Here is a 19,767-nt window from a genome sequence, read left to right as displayed (position 1 = left end):
AGGCTACAATACGGCCTCGCTCAATGATCCTGAGCGTTGCCTGGCCAGGCAAGCTGAATCTCACACCAGCGCGTCGAAGTCACTACGACGAAAAAAACAAAAATGACTTCATGCAAAAGAATTTGCCGTAGCGTGGACCGCGTAAGAGTTCACGACCACATTCCCAAAGCCCGCCTCGAGCGGGCTTTTTTACGTGTGGACGCTTTGGTCTGATGGTCCTACAGACCGTGAAAGGTGACAGCAGTCGGCATCGAGGCACTTCCCTGAGCGGTTTTATTCCTCCCTCGCCTCTACCAGCGCCGTCTGCTGTCGAAGCCAGTGTGCTCAAGCGAAGTGAATTCGGCATGAAGTCCGCGGGAGTGTTCTGTGAAGCGAAGCCAGGTCGCGTAGCCCGAGACCGGCCAGCTTGACCAGGCGCATGAGGAGGTCACTTCGCACTCCAACGGCATCCGCCAGGCTCTTTGGTTGGAATCGACAGCTTCTCACCGTTCTCGGCCGGCTGCTCGTAGAGGTCATAAGTGCAATAGAAGACTTTCTCCTTGAGGTCCGAGATGTACGAAGCCCCCTCCTTCGGAATGAACGAATAGAAGAAACTGCAGGTGCTGCCTGTGTAGCCGGTGTTGTTCTTATGCCCGACGTAGACCCTTACACCGGCCGGAATCTCAAGCCAACGCCAGGTTCTGGCATCGCCCTCCTCTCCGCATCTGTCGGACACAGACAAGGTCGCCGAGATTCGGTTGGCGTCGTCATAGAACTTGATCCTCGCTTTCGACTGGGTCGGAGGGAACTCAAAATTCTTGACGGGCTGTGTCGGGGCACAGCCCCCGAGCATGGCAAGAAGAGTCAACGAGGCAAAGGCGAAGCGCATTTTCAGGGCTCAGGTTGTTTGGGCGGGCGGAGCATACACACCAGCCCTCAGCATCGGCATGGCCCCGGGGCCGAAATCGAGCCAAGGCGTAACCGCAACAGTGAGGCGATAACCACCATGCTGGCATCGGGGGACATGGCCAAAAGGGTTGACGCTGTTCGTGCCGCAGTGCAACAATCCTGCATCTTCATTTCGGAGCCCCGTGCGTGGACAGTGCCAGTTGGATCAGTGACAAGACGCGTGCCTCGGCAGGCGTGACACACCCGGCTCTCTAGCGCAGGCTTCTTGCGCGCTGCGTGCCGGTGTGCACACAGCGTGACCCTCTTGCCTCATCGGCAAGCGGTTCCCCTCCTCCCGATTCCCGTCGTTTCGTCGCTGACTTTTTCAGTCAGCTTGCGTGCGTCCGTGCACGAGGCCCTTCATCGCGAAGGAGCCTTGTCATGCGTCACTTTCATCTTCGTCGTCAGCCGCACGAACAGCAGCAGCGCGTTCGCCCGTCGGCGCACGTGCCTGCCCGCGACCCTGCGGCAGCGGACGCCGCGCCCGTCGTCGATGCCTCGCTCGACCAGGTCGCGGCGCTCTGGACAACGCGCCGCATCCGCAGCTTCCTGGTGCTCCAGCCGGCCTGCGCGCCTCGCCGCTGAGCCGCGCTCCGAGCCCCTCTTTCAACCTGCAAGCAACCCGGGAGCACACGATGGACCCAGCCTCTCATTTGCGCCGTAGCGCGCCCCCTTCGCTTCGATCGATTGCACCAACAACAACGCGGCCCGCCGCCGCGCTTCGCAAAGGGTTGCTCCTGGCTGATTGATGCCTGGAGGTTCTCCCTGGGCGGGCGGCGGCCGCCCCGAAGGAGAACCCCATGAAAAACGTCCTGAAGTCTTTCTTCGAAAGCTTCCTGCGCAGCCGCCACATGCTGCATCACTTCGAGCGCTGGCAGACGCTGCTGGGCTCGAAGCCCGTCGGCACCGGCTCCGCCGTCAGCATGCCGCCCGACATCGCGAAGGCACTGGGCGTCGCCTCGCGCACCGATGCCGGCGAGATGCTGGTCAAGCTCAACAGCTCGCCGCGCGGCCTCAGCGAAGGCCATGCGCAGGTGCTGCGCAAGCGCCTCGGCAGCAACGAGGTGCGCCACGAGCAGCCGCTGCCCTGGTGGCAGCACCTGTGGCAGTGCTATCGCAATCCGTTCAACCTGCTGCTGACGGTGCTGGCGTTGGTCTCCTATGTCACCGAGGACATGAAGGCCACGCTCGTGATCGGCAGCATGGTGGTGCTGTCGACGGTGCTGCGCTTCCTGCAGGAGTCGCGCTCCAACAAGGCGGCCGACCGGCTCAAGGCGATGGTGAGCAACACCTCCACCGTGCTCCGGCCTGCACCGGGCTACAAGGCGGGCGCTGCTGGCGACGAGGGCTTCGACACCACGCACGCCGGTACGGTTCGCGTCGAAGTGCCGATGCGCGACCTGGTGCCGGGCGAAGTGATCGCGCTGTCGGCCGGCGACATGATCCCGGCCGATTGCCGACTGCTCACCGCCAAGGACCTGTTCATCAGCCAGTCCGCGCTGACGGGCGAGGCCATGCCGGTGGAAAAATTCGTCGTCGATCGCGGCGACCACGCAGCGGGCGTGCTCGAACGCGAGAACCTGCTCTTCATGGGCACCAACGTGATCAGCGGCACCGCCAGCGCGCTCATCGTGCACACGGGCGACCGCACTTTCTTCGGCGCGCTGGCCCAACGCGTGACAGCCACCGACCGCGGCACCAGCGCGTTCCAGGCAGGCATCAACCGCGTGAGCTGGGTGCTGATCCGCTTCATGCTGGTGATGGCGCCGCTGGTGCTGGTGATCAACGGCGTGGCCAAAGGCGACTGGTGGGAGGCGGCGCTGTTCGCGCTGTCGATCGCGGTCGGCCTCACGCCCGAGATGCTGCCGATGATCGTGACGGCCACGCTGGCGAAAGGCGCGGTCGTGATGTCGCGCCAGAAGGTGATCGTCAAGCGGCTCGAAGCCATTCACAACTTCGGCGCGATGGACGTGCTGTGCACCGACAAGACCGGCACCCTGACGCAGGACCGCATCGTGCTCGAACGCCACACCAACGCATGGGGCGAGGGATCCGACCACGTGCTGCAACTGGCCTACCTCAACAGCTTTCACCAGACGGGGCTGAAGAACCTGCTCGACAAGGCCGTGCTGAGCCATGCCGAGATGCAGTTCGAAACACGCCTGCAGACGGCCTACCGCAAGATCGACGAAGTGCCCTTCGACTTCTCGCGCCGCCGCATGTCGGTAGTGGTGGCCAATGGCGGCAGCGAGCACCTGCTGATCTGCAAGGGCGCGCTGGAAGAGATCCTGTCGGTGTGCACTTCGGTCGAGCGTGGCGCTGAAGTGCTGGCGCTCGATGCGGAGGTGCTGGCGCGCATTCATCGCGTGGCGTCGGAGCTCAATGCCCAGGGCCTGCGCGTGGTGGCAGTGGCCAGCCGCTCGCTGAAAGTCGAAGCGCAGAAGCCGGCCTACGGCGTGGCCGACGAGTCGGGGCTCATGCTGCTGGGCTACGTCGCCTTCCTCGACCCGCCGAAGGAGTCGACCGCGCCCGCGCTGCGCGCGCTGGCTGAGCACGGCGTGGCCGTGAAGGTGCTGACCGGCGACAACGAGCTGGTCACGCGCAAGGTCTGCGCCGACGTGGGCCTGGAAGTCGGCCGCATCGTGCTCGGCCGCGAGATCGAGGACATGGCCGATGCCGACCTGCGCCTGGTGGTCGAAGCTCACCAGGTGTTCGCCAAGCTCACGCCCGCGCACAAGGAACGCATCGTGCACGCGCTGCATGCCAACGGCCATGTGGTGGGCTTCATGGGCGACGGCATCAACGACGCGCCCGCGCTGCGCGCAGCGGACATCGGCATCTCGGTGGACGGCGCAGTGGACGTGGCCAAGGAATCGGCCGACATCATCCTGCTGGAGAAGAGCCTGATGGTGCTGGAGCAAGGCGTGATCCAGGGCCGCCGCACTTTCGCGAACATGCTCAAGTACATCAAGCTCACTGCTAGTTCGAACTTCGGCAATGTGTTCTCGGTGCTGGTGGCGAGCGCGTTCCTGCCGTTTCTGCCGATGCTGCCGCTGCACCTGCTGGTTCAGAACCTGCTGTACGACGTGTCGCAGATCGCGATTCCGTTCGACAACGTGGACGACGAATTTCTGAAGAGCCCGCAGCGCTGGAACCCGGCGGACCTGGGTCGCTTCATGGTGTTCTTCGGCCCGCTGAGTTCGGTGTTCGACATCCTCACGTTCGCGGTGATGTGGTTCGTGTTCGCGGCCAACACGGTGGGCCACCAGACGTTGTTCCAGTCGGGCTGGTTCGTCGAGGGCCTGCTGTCGCAGACGCTGATCGTGCACCTGATCCGCACGCGCAAGATCCCGTTCCTGCAAAGCCGCGCGGCATGGCCGCTGCTGATCATGGGCGCGGCGATTGCCGCGGTGGGCATCTGGCTGCCGATGGGACCGCTGGCGCACTACTTCAAGCTGCAGGCGCTGCCGTTGATGTACTTCCCTTGGCTTGTCGCCATGCTGGTCGGCTATGCGGTGCTGACGCAGGCGGTGAAGGGGTGGTATGCGCGGCGGTATGGGTGGCAGTGATGTGCCTGTGCTGAGGGGACTGTTCGGGGTGCGTGCGAATGACACCGGGTGCTCCCCTCCGCGAATGTCCCCCGGCCTGCGGCCTCCTCCTTTATTTCGCTGCGGGGAGCACCCGGTGTCATTCGCACATGGGCGCGGCTGTTGTGCTGGCCGTTCAACCACTACTCTGGCTGATCACATCGACGGGGTGCTCGCGCCCCGAAACAACGCACAACGGTCGAATATGCTTTGTCTCTCAGAGTGAAGCCGCCCCACATGCACATGACACTCAAGACCCGCAAACTGCTGGTGCTGGATCTCGACGAAACGCTGGTTCACGCCACGGAGAACACACTCGGCCACGACGAGGATTTTCGCGTCGGCCCTTACCGCGTGCACTTGCGGCCGCACCTTGCCGACTTCGTGAGCAACGTGCTCGCACAGTTCAAGGTCGGCGTCTGGACTGCATCGGGCGAAAGCTACGCGTCGCAGATCGTCGAGCGCATCTTCCCGGGCTGCACGCTGGAGTTTGTCTGGTCGAGCGCACGTTGCACGACAACGCGAGACTGGATGACGGGTGAGTACCAGAGCATCAAGAACCTCCAGAAATTGAAGTCCAAGGGCTATCCACTCGAATCGATCATCGCCGTCGACGACACGCCATCGAAGTACGCAAGGAGCTACGGCAACCTGGTGACGGTGCGCGAGTTCGTGGGAGACAGGAGCGATGCGGAGTTGCCGTTGCTGGCGGCGTATCTGACGCACCTTGCGGACGTTCCGAATGTGAGGCGTATCGAGAAGCGCAACTGGCGTGAACACATCCAGCGGCATACCGGCATGACGCCGCCGGCCGATTGAACATCGACATCACAACAACAAGGAACCTTTCGATGCAAGCTATCCAGAACATCAACCTGCTCTCGCTGCTCGACACTTTCATCAGCGTGGCAGCCGCGTTCGTCCTCGGCTCGCTGATCGGCCTGGAGCGCCAAATACGGCAGCGCACCGCAGGCCTGCGCACCAACACGCTGGTGGCCGTGGGTGCGGCGGTGTTCGTCGACATGGCCAACCGCCTGCATGGCCAGGACGGGGCGGTGCACGTGGTGGCTTACGTGGTCTCGGGCATCGGCTTCCTGGGCGCGGGCGCGATCATGAAGGAAGGCGCCAACATCACGGGCCTGAACACGGCGGCTACGCTGTGGGGGTCGGCGGCGGTGGGCGCCTGCGCGGGCGCCGATCTGCTGGGCGAGGCGATGATCGCCGCGCTGTTCGTGCTGGCCAGCAACACGCTGCTGCGGCCGGTGGTCAACCGGATCAACCGCCGCCCGATCAGCGAAGAATCGAGCGAGGCGACCTATGCAGTGCGCGTGATCTGCTCGCGCGCGGCGCGGCCCGAGGTAATGGACCAGTTGCTGCTGCTCCTGGAAGCCGCGAACTACCCGGTGCGCGATGTCGACCAGCACGCCTTCGGGCCGGCCGACACGGAAATCGAGGCAACGCTGTACGCCACCGCAGTCGAGCCGCTGGAGCTCGACCAGGTGATTACCGAGCTTGAAGCGCTCGACGGCGTGCAGCAGGCGTTCTGGAACGCCTCTGCCGAAGACTAGGCGCCGATCAAACGCCCAGGATCGAAACAGCCTTGGTGTTCAGGTAAGCCTCGAGTGCCTCCGGGCCGCCTTCCGAACCGTAGCCCGAATCCTTCACGCCGCCGAAAGGCATTTCCGGCGACGGCGTGGCGGGCTGGTTGATCCACAGCATGCCGAGTTCGAGCTTCTGGCTCAGCAGGTGCGCGTTCTTGATCGACTTGGTGAAGGCGTAACCGGCCAGGCCGAAGGGCAGGCGGTTGGCTTCGGCGATCGCTTCTTCGAGCTTGTCGAAGCCGCGGATGGCGGCGATGGGGCCGAAGGGTTCGTTGTTGAACACGTCGGCGTCCAGCGGCACGTCGGTCAGCACGGTCGGGGCGAAGAAGTTGCCGGTGTCGCCCACGCGTTCGCCGCCGGCAGCCACGGTGGCGCCCTTCTTGCGCGCGTCTTCCAGCACATGGGCCATGGCCGTGAGGCGGCGTGCGTTGGCAAGCGGGCCGATGGTGGTGCCTTCGGCGAGGCCGTCGCCGAGCTTCAGGCCTTCGGTGTACTTGACCAGCGTGCGGGCGAATTCTTCGCGCAGGCTGTTGTGCACCAGGAAGCGGGTCGGCGAGATGCAGACCTGGCCCGCGTTGCGGAACTTGGCTGCGCCCGCGGCCTTGACGGCCAGCGCCACGTCAGCGTCTTCGGCCACGATCACCGGGGCGTGGCCGCCCAGCTCCATCGTCACGCGCTTCATGTGCGAACCGGCCAGCGCAGCGAGTTGCTTGCCGACCGGGGTCGAGCCGGTGAAGGTGACCTTGCGGATGATCGGGTGGGCGATCAGGTAGTTCGAGATTTCAGCGGGGTTGCCGAACACCAGGCCCACGGTGCCGGGCGGAATGCCTGCGTCGACAAAAGCCTGCAACAGCGCGGCGGGCGATGCCGGGGTTTCTTCAGGGGCCTTCACCAGGAACGAGCAGCCGGTGGCCAATGCCGCGCCGAGCTTGCGCACGATCTGGTTGATCGGGAAGTTCCACGGCGTGAAGGCAGCGACCGGGCCGAGCGGCTCCTTCAGCACGAGCTGCTGCGCAGCCAGGTTGCGCGAGGGCACGATGCGACCGTAGACACGGCGGCCTTCGTCGGCGAACCATTCGATGATGTCGGCGGCAGCCAGCGTTTCGCCCTTGGCTTCGGCCAGCGGCTTGCCCTGCTCTTGCGTCAGCAGCTTGGCGATTTCAGGGGCGCGTTCGCGGATCAGGCCGGCGGCGCGGCGCATGACGGCGGCGCGCTCGTTGGCGGGGGTATTGCGCCAGGTTTCGAAGCCGCGTTGTGCGGCGGCCAGAGCGCGGTCGAGGTCGGCGATGCTGGCGTGAGCCACCTTGCCGATGGCCTTGCCGGTGGCGGGGTTCACGACGTCCAGCGTCTTGCCGCCGGTGGCGTCGACCCATTCATTGTCGATCAGCAGGCGGGTGTCGGTGTAGGTGGCGGTCATGGCGAACTTTCCTTCGGGGACTGGATGATGAAAAGAAGAATGGGGAATTCTGGAGGTGCTGTGCGGCTCTGCACCCGAAAGGATGCGCCGGCTTCAACGGCAGCCACAGGCCGCCGGGGGCATAGGTTAACCCGAGTTCACAAACCTCGCCCGCCAGCGGTCGCGGGTGGGAAACGGGGTCGTCATGCGCGCCGAACATAATCCCCGTCACACAAACACACAGAGGACGAGGGAAATCCATGCACGCAGCGCTGCGCAACAACCTGTTTTTCATCAAGGAACACGTCGGCATCTTCAAGGCGGCCAACAACTACGACATCTTCGACCCGAATTCGCAACAGAAAATTCTGGAGTGCCGCGAGCCGAACCTCGGCTTCTTCAGCAAGCTGCTGCGCTTCACCGACTACAAGCGCTTCACGCCTTTCGACGTGGTGGTGTCGACGCCCGAAGGGCAGAAGGTGCTGTCGGTCAAGCGAGGCGTGTCCATCTTCCTGTCGAAAGTGCAGGTGCTGGATGGCAACGACCAGGTCGTCGGTTCGTTCAGGCAGAAGCTCTTTTCCATCGGCGGCAAGTTCGACGTGCTTGACGCGCAGGAGCAGATCGCCTGCACGCTCAAGGGCAAGTGGACCAGCTGGGATTTCCGCTTCGTGCAGGGCAGCACCGAGTTCGCCGCCGTGTCCAAGAAATGGGCGGGGCTGGGCAAGGAGCTCTTCACCACGGCCGACAACTACATGCTGTCGATCGACCCGGGCGTACCGGCCAACGACGCCCGCCGCCTGCTGATCGTGGCAGCGGTGATGTGCATCGACATGGGGCTGAAGGAGTAAAGCTCCTTACAACACCAGCAGCGCGCGGAAGTCGTTGACGTTGGTGTGGGTCGGGCCGGTCACGAACAGGTCGCCGATGGCGTCGAAGTAGCCATAGGCGTCATTGCGATCGAGATGGTCCGACAGCTTCTTCCCGGCAGCGGTGGCGCGCGCCAGCGTGTCGGGCGTGACGAAGGCGCCCGCGTTGTCTTCCACACCGTCGATGCCGTCGGTGTCGGCGGCGAGCGCCCACACCTGTGGCTGGCCCATGAGCGCACCGGCCAGCCCCATGCAGAACTCGCCGGCCCGGCCGCCGCGGCCCTTGGCCTGGCCCGGCTGGCGGGGGCGGATGGTCACCGTGGTCTCGCCACCCGAAAGAATTACGCAGGGCCGCGCGAACGGCTCGCCGCGGTGCGCCACGGCACGCGCGAGCGCGGCGTGCACCTTGCCGACTTCGCGCGATTCGCCTTCCATTTCGTCACTGAGGATGTGCGCCTCGATGCCAGCCTCGCGCGCCGCCCTGGCCGCGGCTTCGAGCGACTGCTGCGGCGTGGCGATCATGTGCGTCTCGTGGCCCTTGAACACGGCGTCGTGCGGCTTGGGCGTTTCGAGTTCGCCGCTTTCGAGCTGCGCGCGCACCGGGGCGGGTACTTCGATGCCGTAGCGGTCGAGGATGGCAAGCGCATCAGCGCAGGTGGTGGCGTCGAGCACCGTCGGGCCGCTGGCGATGACGGCCGCGTCATCGCCGGGCACGTCGCTGATCGTCAGCGTCACCACGCGGGCCGGCGCGCATGCTGCTGCCAGCCGGCCGCCCTTGATGCGCGACAGATGCTTGCGCACGCAGTTCATCTCGCCGATGCCTGCACCGCTTTCGAGCAGTTGCTTGTTGATGCGCTGCTTGTCGGCCAGCGTCAGGCCTTCGGCCGGCAGCACCAGCAGCGACGAGCCACCGCCGGAAATCAGGCACAGCACGAGGTCGTCGGCTGTGAGGCCTTGCGTCAGCGCGAGGATGCGCTCGGCGGCCTGCTGGCCTGCGGCGTCGGGCACGGGGTGTGCGGCCTCGACGATCTCGATGCGCTGCGGCACGCCTTCGGGCCGCGGCGGAATGTGGTCGTAACGCGTGACGACCAGCCCCGACAGCGGTGCATCGGCCGGCCACAGGGCCTCGAGCGCCTGCACCATCGAGCCGCCGGCCTTGCCTGCGCCCAGCACCAGCGTACGGCCCTTGGGCGGTGGAGGCAGGTGGGCGCCCAGGGTGGACAGCGGCAGCGCGCGGTCCACCGCCACGCGGTAGAGGTGTTCGAGAAATGCGCGCGGGGCTTCGCGCGGATCGGGAGCGGGGCCGAAGGCGGGGTTCGATGCGGTCATTGCTGCTTTGTCTCCAATCCGGCGATTGTGCTGCGGACCGTGACCCGCCCTCTTGCCGCCGGTCAACTTCTGTCTGTCTAGTTTGTCTTTGCGCCGCCCTGGAACCAGCGGCTGATGAGGGCCCGCTCTTCGTCGGTGATGCCGGTCGCGTTGTTCATCGGCATGATCTTCGTGACCACCACCTGCTGGTAGATCGCCTGTGAATGCGCGGCCACCTGCTCGGGCGAATCGACCCGCACGTTCTTCATCTGAACGGCCGCGCCGTGGCACATGAAGCAACGCTGTTCGAGCACCTTCTGCACGTCCTTGAACGGCACGGCGGGCGCGGCGGCAGCCACCGCGGGCGCGGCCACGGGTTCAGGTTTCATCCAGACGATCGTCAGGCCCAGCACCACGATGCCGACCAGTGCGTAAGGCAGCGGGTTGCCCGCATTGCCCAGCTTGAAGCGATGCCGCACCACGAAGAACTGACGAATCGCCGCGCCGCCGAGCATGATCAGCAGCAGCACGATCCAGTTGTACTTGTGCGTGTAGGTAAAGCTGTAGTGGTTGCTCAGCATCGCGAACAGCACCGGCAGCGTGAAGTAGGTGTTGTGCACGCTGCGCTGCTTGCCGCGCTGACCGTGCACCGGGTCCACCGGCTTGCCTTCGCGCAGCGCCGCCACGTTCTTGCGCTGGCCGGGAATGATCCAGAAGAACACGTTGCCGCTCATGGTCGTGGCCATCATCGCGCCCACCAGCAAAAAGGCCGCGCGGCCCGCGAACCACTGGCAGGCCAGCCAGGTCGCGAAGGCGATGAAGATGGCGATCAGCACGCCGACGATGGTGTCGCCGTGCTTGCGCCGGCCGAAGATCTGGCAGATGCCGTCGTACACCATCCAGAACACCACGAAGAAGGCCAGCGCCACGGCAATGGCCGCACCGGGCTGCCAGTCCATCTTCGACTTGTCGATGAGGTACGTGCTCGCGTTCCACAGGTACGACATGGTGAAGAGCGTGAAACCCGTGATCCAGGTCGAATAGCTCTCCCAGTAAGACCAGTGCAGGTGGTCCGGCAGCTTCTTGGGCGCCAGCGCGTACTTCTGCATGTTGTAGAAGCCGCCGCCGTGCACGGCCCATTGTTCGCCGCCCACGCCCTTGTCGAGCGATTCCTGGTCCTGCGGCTTCTCGAGGCTGTTGTCCAGCATCACGAAGTAGAAGGAGGCGCCGATCCAGGCGATGGCGGTGATGACGTGGACCCAGCGCAGCAGCAGGTTGGCCCAGTCGAGGTAATAGCTTTCCATGTGCTCTCTCTCAACCCAGTTGGCGCGTGGGGGCACCAAGGAGGGGTTTCAGCCTGCTCACCACCGCGGGCGCTGTAAGCAGAGAAAGTGCCGCGAACGCAGGCTCCATGAAGAAATGGGCCTCGCTCCGCTGCGGCTTGTTGTGGACCGAAAGTGTATACAGTTTTGGCAAGGACGGGGCTGTTTTTTAAGGCGTGATCGCCGGGAAAACCCTGTTCAGCCCAGCGATTGCAACAACTGTGCCGCCACCGCCACAGCGATCACCTCGGGCTCCTTGCCCGTGATGCCGGGCACGCCGATCGGGCAGGTGATGCGGGCCAGTTCGTCGGCCGTGAAGCCCCGCGCCTCGAGCCGGTGGCTGAAGGTGGCCCACTTGGTCTTGCTGCCGATCAGGCCGACGTAAGGCAGGTCGTTGCGCTCGCGCAGGCGCTTCAGGCAGGCGATGACGATGTCCAGGTCTTCGGCATGGCTGAAGCTCATGATGAGCACGCGGCTGCCCGGCGCCAGCGCGGCCACGGCGTCCTGCACGGGTTCTGAATGTTCGGTGTCGATCTGCGCGGGCAATTCGTCGGGGAAGACGCCGTCGCGGCTGTCGATCCAGCGCACCGCGAACGGCAACGCGGCCAGCAGCCGCGCCAGTGCCGCGCCCACGTGGCCGCCGCCGAACAGCGCCACGGGCTTGAGTTGCGCGACCAGTTCGCGCTGCAGCCTTGGCGCATCGGCGGCCGTGACGTGCTCGTACGACAGGAACATCACACCGCCGCAGCACTGTCCCAGGCTCGGGCCCAGCGGGTAGCGCTGAATGCCATCGAAGGGCGCGCGTGTGCCCGCCAGCATTTCGCGTGCTTCTTTCGTGGCCTGGAATTCGAGTTGCCCGCCGCCGATGGTGGCCGTGAGCGCATCGGCCCACACCGCCATCCAGGTGCCGGCCTCGCGCGGCGCCGAGCCCTGCGTCGATTCGACGCGCACCAGCACCGCGTCTTCGTGACGAAGACGTGCCAGCAGTTGATCGACCGCACCGCTCATCGTTGTCGATACCTTCGGTTGCCTGGCCCATGAAGACTCACGGTATAAACCCGGCGATGAATCGCCAGCTTACGCCCCGCCGCCTTGCACTTGCCGCTTCCGTTCTTTCCGCCCTCTGGCTGGCCGGCTGCGGCAGCCCTGGCGCCGTGCCCGGCCAGCTGAGCAGTGCCTCCCCTTCCAGCGCATCCGGCCGGGTGCCCCGCGCCTCGAACGCCGCCACGGCGCGCGACTACCGCCGCGATGCAGCGCGCCATATCTACGAGATCAACCGCTCGCGCATCTACGGCGGGCAGCTGCCGCCCATGCTCTATGCGGTCGGCACGCTGCAGGTGAACCTGGATGCGGGCGGCAAGGTGGTCTCGATGCACTGGTTGCGCGCTCCCCAGCATGCGCCCGAAGTGATCGCCGAGATCGAGCGTGCCGTTCTGCAGGCCGCGCCCTTCCCCGCCGCCACCCGCCTCGGCGCGGTCACGTGGACCGACACCTGGCTGTGGGACAAGAGCGGGCGCTTCCAGCTCGACACCCTGACAGAGGGGCAGCAACAAGGCGACTGACCTCAGGAGCCCCGGTACGTGGAGTAGCTCCACGGACTGACGAGCAGGGGCACGTGGTAGTGCTGGTCGGTGTGCGCCACGCCGAAGTCCAGCGACACCTTGTTCAGGAAATTGGGCTCCGGCAGCTTGACGCCGCGGGCCTTGAAGTAACCCGCCACGTCGAACACCAGCCGGTAGGTGCCGGCCTTCAGTGAGTTGTTGTCGTACAGCGGTCCGTCGCTGCGGCCGTCCGAATTCAGCGTGAAGCGCTTCACCAGCGTCGCGGCGTCGCCGTCGGTGGTGTACAGCGCGACCTCCATGCCGGCTGCGGGGCCGCCATGCATTGTGTCCAGTACGTGAGTGCTCAGGCCCATGGGGCGCTCCTTGAAATGGGTGCGGGAAATTCCGGTGGACAAAAGTGTATACAGTTACCGGCTTTGGGTCTATCATGAAAAACATGGAGTCCTCCACCACCCGTTCGATCGTCGATGCCCTCACGAAGGCCATCGTCGAGCACCGGCTTCAGCCCGGCACCAAGCTGGCCGAGCAGAAGCTGGCCGATCATTTCGGCGTCTCGCGCACGCTGGTGCGCCAGGCGCTGTTCCAGCTGTCGCAGAACAAACTCATACGCCTTGAGCCCGCACGCGGCGCCTTCGTGGCCGCACCGGCCGTCGACGAGGCCAAGCAAGTGTTCGCCGTGCGCCGCATGCTCGAGGCCGAGATGACGCGCGAGTTCGTGCGCACCGTCACGCCCGCCAAGATCAAGGCGCTGAAGGAGCACGTTGCACTCGAAAAATCCGCCGTATCGGGCGAAGACATCTCGGGCCGCACCGAGTTGCTCGGCGATTTCCACGTGCGCATGGCCGAGCTCATGGGCAACCAGGTGCTGGCGCAGATCCTGGGCGAACTCATCTCGCGCTGCGCCCTCATCACGCTGATGTACCAGAGCGCCAGCGCGGCCGAGCACTCCAACGACGAGCACGCCGACATCGTGAAGGCGCTGGCCGCGCGCGACGAAGAGCGCGCCGTTCGCCTCATGACCGAACACCTGGAGCACGTCGAGGCCAATCTCACGTTCGACCGCAAGGTGCCCACCAACGACATCTCCCTCGCGCTGTCCTGATCCAAACCATGACCGTCTACGACACCACCCTGCCCTACCCGCGCGACCTCGTCGGCTACGGCCGCAACCCGCCCCACGCCCAATGGCCGGGCGGTGCGCGCGTCGCGGTGCAGTTCGTCCTCAACTACGAAGAAGGCGGCGAGAACGCCACGCTGCACGGCGACGCGGGCTCCGAGCAGTTCCTCTCCGAGATGTTCAACCCGGCGAGCTTTCCCGACCGGCACATCAGCATGGAAGGCATCTACGAGTACGGCTCGCGTGCCGGCGTATGGCGCATCCTTCGCGAGTTTGAAAAGCGCGGCCTGCCGCTCACCGTGTTCGGCGTGGGCATGGCGCTTGAGCGCTACCCCGAGCTGACCGCCGCCTTCAAGGAGCTGGGCCACGAGATCGCCTGCCACGGCTGGCGCTGGATCCACTACCAGAACCTCGACGAAGCCACCGAGCGCGAACACATGCGCCTGGGCATGGAAGCGATTGAAAAGCTCACCGGCGAACGTGCCCTGGGCTGGTACACCGGCCGCGACAGCCCGCGCACGCGCCGCCTCGTGGCCGACTACGGCGGCTTCGAATACGACAGCGACTACTACGGCGACGACCTGCCCTTCTGGATGAAGGTGCAAAAGACCGACGGCACCGTGGTGCCTCAGCTCATCGTGCCCTACACACTCGACTGCAACGACATGCGCTTCGCGCTGCCGCAGGGCTACTCGCACGCCGACCCATTCTTCCAGTACATGAAAGACACCTTCGACGCGCTGTATGCCGAAGGCGACCCGAACGGCGACAACAGCCCGAAGATGATGAGCATCGGCATGCACTGCCGCCTGCTCGGGCGGCCGGGCCGCATCACGGCGCTGCAGCGTTTTCTCGATCACATCGCACAACACGACCGCGTGTGGGTCTGCCGGCGCCTCGACATCGCGCGCCACTGGAAGCAGGCGCACCCCTTCGAAACCGGAGCTATTGCCGGAGCCGCATCATGAGCCTCACCATCGCCCAACTCAACGCCGCGGTGCCGGCCGCAGCCGTCGCGCTGCTCGACGGCATCTATGAGCACTCGCCCTGGATCCCTCAGCGCGCCCTGGCCGCGCGCCCGTTCCGCTCGCTCGCGCATCTCAAGCATGCGCTCGTGCAGGCGCTGGCCGCTTCGTCGGCCGACGAGCAGATCGGCCTGATCCGCGCCCACCCCGAACTCGCCGGCAAGGCCATGGTCAGCAAGACGCTGACGGCCGAATCGACCAACGAGCAGAGCAAGGCCGGCCTGACCGACTGCACGCCCGAGGAGTTCGCAAAGATCCAGCAGCTCAACGCCGACTACAACGCGAAGTTCGGCTTCCCGTTCATCCTCGCGGTGCGCGGCCCGCGCGGCACGGGGCTGCCCAAGCGCGAGATCATCGACACCTTCGCGCGCCGGCTGTACAACCACCCCGACTTCGAACTCGGCGAGGCGCTGCGCAACATCCATCGCATCGCGGAGATTCGCCTCGACGACAAGTTCGCCGCCGACGTCACGCTCGGCAACGACGTGTGGGACTGGCAGGAGCAGCTCTCGGTACACACCGACCCGGGCTATGCCGAGAAGGGCCAGCTCACCGTCACCTACCTGACCGATGCGCACCGCGCCTGCGCCGCGCAGATCAGCGCGCTGATGCGCGACGTGGGCTTCGACTCGGTGCACATCGACGCGGTCGGCAACGTGGTCGGCCGCTACGAAGGCTCGACACCCGGCGCCAAGACCCTGCTCACCGGCTCGCACTACGACACCGTGCGCAACGGCGGCAAGTACGACGGCCGCCTGGGCATCTTCGTGCCGATGGCCTGCGTGCGCGAACTCAAGCGGCAGAACAAGCGCCTGCCCTTCGCCTTCGAGGTGGTGGGCTTCGCCGAGGAAGAAGGTCAGCGCTACAAGGCGACCTTCCTCGGCTCGGGCGCGCTCATCGGCCACTTCGACCAGCGCTGGCTCGACCAGAAGGACGCCGACGGCGTCACCATGCGCGAGGCCATGCAGCAAGCGGGCCTGAAGCAGGAAGACATCCCGAAGATCCAGCGCGACCCGGCGCGCTACCTCGGCTTCGTCGAAGTGCACATCGAACAGGGCCCGGTGCTGACCGAGCTCGACCTGCCGCTGGGCATCGTCACCTCCATCAACGGCAGCGTGCGCTACGTGGGCGAAGTGATCGGCATGGCCAGTCACGCCGGCACCACGCCCATGGACCGCCGCCGCGACGCCGCGGCCGCCGTGGCCGAGCTGATCCTCTACACCGAGCAGCGCGCCGCAAAAGACGGCGACTCGGTCGGCACCGTCGGCATGCTCGAAGTGCCCAGCGGCTCGATCAACGTGGTGCCGGGCCGCTGCAAGTTCAGCCTCGACCTGCGCGCGCCCAACAACGCGCAGCGCGATGCATTGGCCACCGACGTGGTCAATGCGCTGAAGGACATCTGCGAGCGCCGCGGCGTGCGCTACGAGCTCGAAGAAACCATGCGCGCCGCCGCCGCGCCCAGCGCACCCGCCTGGCAGCAGCGTTGGGAAAAGGCCGTCGATGCGCTGGGCATTCCGCTCTTCCGCATGCCCAGCGGCGCAGGCCATGACGCGATGAAGCTGCACGAGGTGATGCCGCAGGCCATGCTGTTCGTGCGCGGCATCAATTCGGGCATCAGCCACAACCCGCTCGAATCGAGCACCAACGACGACATCCAGCTCGCAGTGCAGGCCTTCCAGCTGCTGCTGGACAACCTCGCCGCCGAACAAGCCCACTGATTCACAGAAGAACAACCATGACCGACTACGCCAAGCTCGACGCCTGGATCGACGCCCACTTCGACGAGGAAGTGCAATTCCTGCAGCAACTGGTGCAGGTGCCCACAGACACGCCACCGGGCAACAACGCGCCGCACGCCGAGCGCACAGCCGAGCTGCTGAAAGACTTCGGCCTCGATGCCGAGAAGCACGCCGTGCCCGCGCAGGAAGTGAAGGACTACGGCCTCGAATCGATCACCAACCTGATCGTGCGCCGCAAGTACGGCAACGAAGGCCTGACGGTCGCGCTCAATGCCCACGGCGACGTGGTGCCCCCGGGCGAAGGCTGGACACACGACCCGTATGGCGGCGAAATCGTCGACGGCAGCCTCTATGGCCGAGCAGCAGCCGTCAGCAAGAGCGACTTCGCCAGCTTCACCTTCGCACTGCGCGCGCTCGAAGCGGTGGCCAAGCCCACCAAGGGCAGCGTCGAGCTGCACTTCACCTACGACGAAGAGTTCGGCGGCATCCTCGGCCCGGGCTGGCTGCTCGACAGGGGCCTGACCAAGCCCGACCTGATGATCGCGGCCGGCTTCAGCTACGAAGTGGTCACCGCGCACAACGGTTGCCTGCAGATGGAAGTGACGGTGCACGGCAAGATGGCCCATGCCGCCGTGCCGGCCACCGGCATCGACGCGCTGCAAGGCGCCGTGAAGATCCTCAACGCGCTGTATGCGCAGAACACGCTCTACCAGCAGGTCACGTCGAAGGTCGAGGGCATCACGCACCCGTATCTCAACGTCGGCCGCATCGAGGGCGGCACCAACACCAACGTGGTGCCCGGCAAGGTCGTGTTCAAGCTCGACCGCCGCATGATCCCCGAAGAGAATCCGGTCGAAGTCGAAGCTGCCATCCGCAAGGTGATTGCCGATGCGGCCGCCGAGAGCGCGGGCATCACGGTCGAGATCAAGCGCCTGCTGCTCGCCAATTCGATGAAGCCGCTGGCCGGCAACAAGCCGCTGGTCGATGCGATCCAGAAGCACGGCGGCGAACTGTTCGGCGAGCCCATCAAGGCCATGGGCACGCCGCTGTACACCGATGTGCGCCTGTACGTCGAAGCCGGCATTCCAGGCGTGATCTACGGCGCCGGCCCGCGCACGGTGCTCGAATCGCACGCCAAGCGCAGCGACGAGCGCGTGGTGCTCGAAGACCTGCGCCGCGCCACCAAGGTGATCGCGCGCACGCTCAGCGACCTGCTGGCCTGATCCGGCTCAGACGACCTTGACGGCCACGGGCGCCGAGCGCGCCGCGGCCCACGCCATCACATCGGGCAGCGGCGCGGGCCGCGCCAGGTGATAGCCCTGCACCAGCCGGCAGCCCATCGCGTGCAGGGCATCCAGCTCGTCCTGCGTTTCCACGCCTTCGGCAACCACCTGGATGTTCAGCGAGCGGCCGAGCTGGACGATGGCGTCCACCAGCACCACGTTGCCCGGCGAGGACGACAGGTCGAGGATGAAGCTGCGGTCGATCTTCACCTGCCGCACGTACTCGCTGCGCAGCGACGCCAGCGACGAATAACCCACGCCGAAGTCGTCGACCACGATTGCCACGCCCGCGGCCGACAGCGCGCTCAACCGGCTGCGCGTGGCGTGGGTGTCGAGCGCCACCTCTTCCGTGATTTCGATCTGCAGCCGGCGCGGTGCCACGCCGCGCGTCTTCAGCATGCCGAGCACGATGTCGTCGACCGCCAGCTGCGCCATCTCGCGCGGAGAGACATTGATGGCAACCGGCACGGCGGCCAGGCTGGAGCCTGCGGCCTCGAACTGGCGCATGCCCAGGCAGACCTCGTCGACCAGATGCCGCAGCAGCGGCTCGGCCACGCCGGTGCTCGCTGCAGCGTAGATCACCTCTTCGGGGGCAATGTGGCCGTGGCGCGGATGGTTCCAGCGCATCAATGCCTCGAGGCTGTGAACTTCCCGACCGTCGCTGTTCATGATCGGCTGGTACCACACGCCGATGTCGCGCGCCTCGATGGCATGGAGCAGGTCGCGCTCCACGTCCCGGCGCGTGGCCAGCCGCTGGTTGAGCGCCTTGTCGAAGACCTGGTAGCGGTTGCGCCCGGTGCGCTTGGCCTCGTAGACGGCCTCGTCGGCAAAGCTGATCATGTCGGCGATCTCGGCATCGCCCGAGACGGAGATGCCGATGCTCACGCCCAGGTGGCCGCCGTAGTGCGCCGTGGCGAATGAGATCGAACGGATCAGCGCCTGCGCGATGGCCGTAGGTGCCTGCCGCTCGTCCTGCAGGCTGTAGAGCACCGCGAATTCGTCGCCGCCCCAGCGGCCGAGCACGGCCTGCATGTCGGCGGTCTCCCGCTGCAGCCAGCGTGCCACGTCCTGCAGCACGCGGTCGCCGACCTTGTGGCCGAAGGCGTCGTTCACCGCCTTGAAGCCGTCGAGGTCCAGCAGCAGCAGGCCGTGCTGGCGGCCGCCGGGTGCGGCGATGTGCAGCGTCGCCGCCTCGGTGAAGCCTTCGCGGTTGAGCAGGCCTGTGAGCGAATCGTGCGAGGCCCGGAAGGCCAACTGCTGCGTGGCGTCCAGCGACAGCGCGTGCACCAGCCGCAGCTGCGCGGCCATGGCTGTGGCTTCGTTGCGCAGGCGGCTTCCTTCGCGAAAGGTCCTGTCGCTCTGCAGCGCACCGCGCACCAGTGCCGCGAGGTACAGCAGCACCATCGCCGCCAGGCTCAGGTTGTCGAAGCCGCCTGCATAAACAAGGCAACCCACCACCGACAGCAGCGCCGGCGTGATGAAGCTGATGGGAACGAGCGCATAGGCAATGCCATAGGTGACAGCCCCCGCGCAGATGCCGCACACCACCGTGAGATAGAACACCGCATGCGGCGATGAGTAGCCGTCGCACAGAAACGGAATGAGGGCCCACACACATCCCGACACCGCAGCCATGACCGCAGCGATGCGCAGGTGCCATTCGACCGGGCGACCATTTGGCGAGGTCAGGACGTCACTGCCGGGCTCGGCGCCGGGCGACGGCGCGAACGGCCAGCGGCAGATGTAGCTGCGCAGTCCGTTCACCATGAGCGACAGCAGCAGCCAACTCATCCCTTCGAACGCGCGGCCGGCATTGAGGGCGACCAGCGCCGCAGTGAAGCTCAGCAGCACGCTGATCGGAATGGCCGAGAGAACGCTGCGGCGCACCGTCACGAGCTGATCGGTGCGCACCATGCGCGACAGCACTTCATCGTCGATGGATGCGGTGGGCAGGGGGACGGGCGCGCTGGGGATCATGGAAGGGGCACAGTTTATAGAGGGCAAGCCCTCCAGCGGCCCGGTTGCGGGCGCGAA

17 protein-coding genes are annotated in these 19,767 nt (G+C 65.8%); 10 read left to right on the top strand and 7 right to left on the bottom strand.

Annotation, left to right across the window (positions count from 1 at the left end; genetic code table 11):
• Positions 1 to 427: 427 nt before the first annotated feature.
• Positions 428 to 868: a hypothetical protein gene (locus ACSFCA_RS30940; protein WP_258353568.1), complete on the bottom strand. Its 441-nt coding sequence runs from the start codon at positions 866 to 868 to the stop codon at positions 428 to 430.
• Between the two features lie 440 nt (positions 869 to 1,308).
• On the opposite strand from ACSFCA_RS30940, the gene ACSFCA_RS30935 reads away from it, so the two are divergent.
• The 4 genes from ACSFCA_RS30935 (at position 1,309) to ACSFCA_RS30920 (ending at position 6,082) form a co-directional block, all read left to right on the top strand.
• Positions 1,309 to 1,512: a hypothetical protein gene (locus ACSFCA_RS30935; RefSeq protein ID WP_435462143.1), complete on the top strand. Its 204-nt coding sequence runs from the start codon at positions 1,309 to 1,311 to the stop codon at positions 1,510 to 1,512.
• Positions 1,513 to 1,727: 215 nt separating this feature from the next.
• Complete coding sequence (mgtA, locus tag ACSFCA_RS30930) at positions 1,728 to 4,496, top strand: magnesium-translocating P-type ATPase (RefSeq protein WP_435462144.1); 2,769 nt, start codon at positions 1,728 to 1,730, stop codon at positions 4,494 to 4,496.
• 261 nt (positions 4,497 to 4,757) lie between these two features.
• Entirely contained in the window at positions 4,758 to 5,333 is a 576-nt protein-coding gene (locus ACSFCA_RS30925) for an NIF family HAD-type phosphatase (RefSeq protein ID WP_435462145.1), read from the top strand.
• A gap of 32 nt (positions 5,334 to 5,365) precedes the next feature.
• On the top strand, positions 5,366 to 6,082 hold the full coding sequence (locus tag ACSFCA_RS30920; RefSeq protein ID WP_435462146.1) for an MgtC/SapB family protein: 717 nt from the start codon (positions 5,366 to 5,368) through the stop codon (positions 6,080 to 6,082).
• A gap of 7 nt (positions 6,083 to 6,089) precedes the next feature.
• On the opposite strand, the gene ACSFCA_RS30915 is transcribed toward ACSFCA_RS30920, so the two are convergent.
• Positions 6,090 to 7,532, bottom strand: coding sequence for an NAD-dependent succinate-semialdehyde dehydrogenase (locus ACSFCA_RS30915; protein ID WP_093058857.1), 1,443 nt, complete (start codon positions 7,530 to 7,532; stop codon positions 6,090 to 6,092).
• Positions 7,533 to 7,771: 239 nt separating this feature from the next.
• Between ACSFCA_RS30915 and ACSFCA_RS30910 the strand changes: the two genes are divergently transcribed.
• Positions 7,772 to 8,359, top strand: a complete 588-nt coding sequence (locus ACSFCA_RS30910) for an LURP-one-related family protein (protein ID WP_435462147.1) — start codon at positions 7,772 to 7,774, stop codon at positions 8,357 to 8,359.
• 6 nt (positions 8,360 to 8,365) lie between these two features.
• On the opposite strand, the gene ACSFCA_RS30905 is transcribed toward ACSFCA_RS30910, so the two are convergent.
• The 3 genes from ACSFCA_RS30905 to xdhC form a co-directional block, all read right to left on the bottom strand.
• Positions 8,366 to 9,706 (bottom strand): glycerate kinase type-2 family protein, encoded by a 1,341-nt coding sequence (locus tag ACSFCA_RS30905; protein WP_435462148.1) that lies wholly within the window; start codon positions 9,704 to 9,706, stop codon positions 8,366 to 8,368.
• A 77-nt stretch (positions 9,707 to 9,783) separates the two neighbouring features.
• Entirely contained in the window at positions 9,784 to 10,989 is a 1,206-nt protein-coding gene (locus tag ACSFCA_RS30900; protein WP_258353563.1) for a urate hydroxylase PuuD, read from the bottom strand.
• Positions 10,990 to 11,205: 216 nt separating this feature from the next.
• Positions 11,206 to 12,015, bottom strand: coding sequence for a xanthine dehydrogenase accessory protein XdhC (xdhC, locus tag ACSFCA_RS30895; RefSeq protein ID WP_258353562.1), 810 nt, complete (start codon positions 12,013 to 12,015; stop codon positions 11,206 to 11,208).
• 56 nt (positions 12,016 to 12,071) lie between these two features.
• Between xdhC and ACSFCA_RS30890 the strand changes: the two genes are divergently transcribed.
• Entirely contained in the window at positions 12,072 to 12,569 is a 498-nt protein-coding gene (locus tag ACSFCA_RS30890) for a hypothetical protein (RefSeq protein ID WP_093081362.1), read from the top strand.
• Positions 12,570 to 12,571: 2 nt separating this feature from the next.
• Here ACSFCA_RS30890 and uraH read toward each other — a convergent pair whose 3' ends face one another.
• Complete coding sequence (gene uraH / locus ACSFCA_RS30885) at positions 12,572 to 12,922, bottom strand: hydroxyisourate hydrolase (protein ID WP_007838349.1); 351 nt, start codon at positions 12,920 to 12,922, stop codon at positions 12,572 to 12,574.
• Between the two features lie 74 nt (positions 12,923 to 12,996).
• Here uraH and ACSFCA_RS30880 point away from each other — a divergent pair, with 74 nt between their 5' ends.
• The 4 genes from ACSFCA_RS30880 to ACSFCA_RS30865 are packed head-to-tail and all read left to right on the top strand — an operon-like array spanning position 12,997 to position 17,673.
• A complete protein-coding gene (locus ACSFCA_RS30880) occupies positions 12,997 to 13,671 on the top strand; it encodes a GntR family transcriptional regulator (RefSeq protein WP_093058863.1) in 675 nt (224 codons plus the stop codon).
• Positions 13,672 to 13,679: 8 nt separating this feature from the next.
• Positions 13,680 to 14,654 (top strand): allantoinase PuuE, encoded by a 975-nt coding sequence (puuE, locus tag ACSFCA_RS30875; RefSeq protein ID WP_258353561.1) that lies wholly within the window; start codon positions 13,680 to 13,682, stop codon positions 14,652 to 14,654.
• Complete coding sequence (gene uraD / locus ACSFCA_RS30870; RefSeq protein ID WP_435462149.1) at positions 14,651 to 16,429, top strand: 2-oxo-4-hydroxy-4-carboxy-5-ureidoimidazoline decarboxylase; 1,779 nt, start codon at positions 14,651 to 14,653, stop codon at positions 16,427 to 16,429. The genes puuE and uraD overlap by 4 nt, the downstream gene beginning before the upstream one ends.
• A gap of 17 nt (positions 16,430 to 16,446) precedes the next feature.
• Positions 16,447 to 17,673 carry a M20 family metallopeptidase gene (locus tag ACSFCA_RS30865; RefSeq protein WP_435462150.1) on the top strand — a complete coding sequence of 409 codons (1,227 nt, stop codon included), beginning with the start codon at positions 16,447 to 16,449 and terminating at the stop codon, positions 17,671 to 17,673.
• Positions 17,674 to 17,679: 6 nt separating this feature from the next.
• Here the strand turns inward: ACSFCA_RS30865 and ACSFCA_RS30860 are convergent, their stop codons facing one another.
• The gene (locus ACSFCA_RS30860; RefSeq protein ID WP_435462151.1) at positions 17,680 to 19,710 is read right to left on the bottom strand and encodes a putative bifunctional diguanylate cyclase/phosphodiesterase; all 2,031 of its coding nucleotides are present in this window, start codon (positions 19,708 to 19,710) and stop codon (positions 17,680 to 17,682) included.
• Positions 19,711 to 19,767 lie beyond the last annotated feature (57 nt).

Source organism: Variovorax multivorans, from assembly GCF_051216835.1.
GTDB lineage: Bacteria > Pseudomonadota > Gammaproteobacteria > Burkholderiales > Burkholderiaceae_C > Variovorax.
Note: the sequence above shows the minus strand (reverse complement) of the source record. Positions and strands in the feature narration are given on the sequence as shown.

Bases quoted from the DNA above. Each gene is read 5' to 3' on its own strand.
- ACSFCA_RS30920 (WP_435462146.1), top strand. From the start codon at position 5,366: ATGCAAGCTATCCAGAACATCAACCTGCTCTCGCTGCTCGACACTTTC.
- ACSFCA_RS30910 (WP_435462147.1), top strand. From the start codon at position 7,772: ATGCACGCAGCGCTGCGCAACAACCTGTTTTTCATCAAGGAACACGTC.
- ACSFCA_RS30860 (WP_435462151.1), bottom strand. From the start codon at position 19,710: ATGATCCCCAGCGCGCCCGTCCCCCTGCCCACCGCATCCATCGACGAT.
- ACSFCA_RS30915 (WP_093058857.1), bottom strand. From the start codon at position 7,532: ATGACCGCCACCTACACCGACACCCGCCTGCTGATCGACAATGAATGG.
- ACSFCA_RS30940 (WP_258353568.1), bottom strand. From the start codon at position 868: ATGCGCTTCGCCTTTGCCTCGTTGACTCTTCTTGCCATGCTCGGGGGC.
- mgtA (WP_435462144.1), top strand. From the start codon at position 1,728: ATGAAAAACGTCCTGAAGTCTTTCTTCGAAAGCTTCCTGCGCAGCCGC.
- ACSFCA_RS30900 (WP_258353563.1), bottom strand. From the start codon at position 10,989: ATGGAAAGCTATTACCTCGACTGGGCCAACCTGCTGCTGCGCTGGGTC.
- xdhC (WP_258353562.1), bottom strand. From the start codon at position 12,015: ATGAGCGGTGCGGTCGATCAACTGCTGGCACGTCTTCGTCACGAAGAC.
- ACSFCA_RS30890 (WP_093081362.1), top strand. From the start codon at position 12,072: ATGAATCGCCAGCTTACGCCCCGCCGCCTTGCACTTGCCGCTTCCGTT.
- ACSFCA_RS30880 (WP_093058863.1), top strand. From the start codon at position 12,997: ATGAAAAACATGGAGTCCTCCACCACCCGTTCGATCGTCGATGCCCTC.
- ACSFCA_RS30905 (WP_435462148.1), bottom strand. From the start codon at position 9,706: ATGACCGCATCGAACCCCGCCTTCGGCCCCGCTCCCGATCCGCGCGAA.
- ACSFCA_RS30865 (WP_435462150.1), top strand. From the start codon at position 16,447: ATGACCGACTACGCCAAGCTCGACGCCTGGATCGACGCCCACTTCGAC.
- ACSFCA_RS30935 (WP_435462143.1), top strand. From the start codon at position 1,309: ATGCGTCACTTTCATCTTCGTCGTCAGCCGCACGAACAGCAGCAGCGC.
- ACSFCA_RS30925 (WP_435462145.1), top strand. From the start codon at position 4,758: ATGACACTCAAGACCCGCAAACTGCTGGTGCTGGATCTCGACGAAACG.
- uraD (WP_435462149.1), top strand. From the start codon at position 14,651: ATGAGCCTCACCATCGCCCAACTCAACGCCGCGGTGCCGGCCGCAGCC.
- puuE (WP_258353561.1), top strand. From the start codon at position 13,680: ATGACCGTCTACGACACCACCCTGCCCTACCCGCGCGACCTCGTCGGC.
- uraH (WP_007838349.1), bottom strand. From the start codon at position 12,922: ATGGGCCTGAGCACTCACGTACTGGACACAATGCATGGCGGCCCCGCA.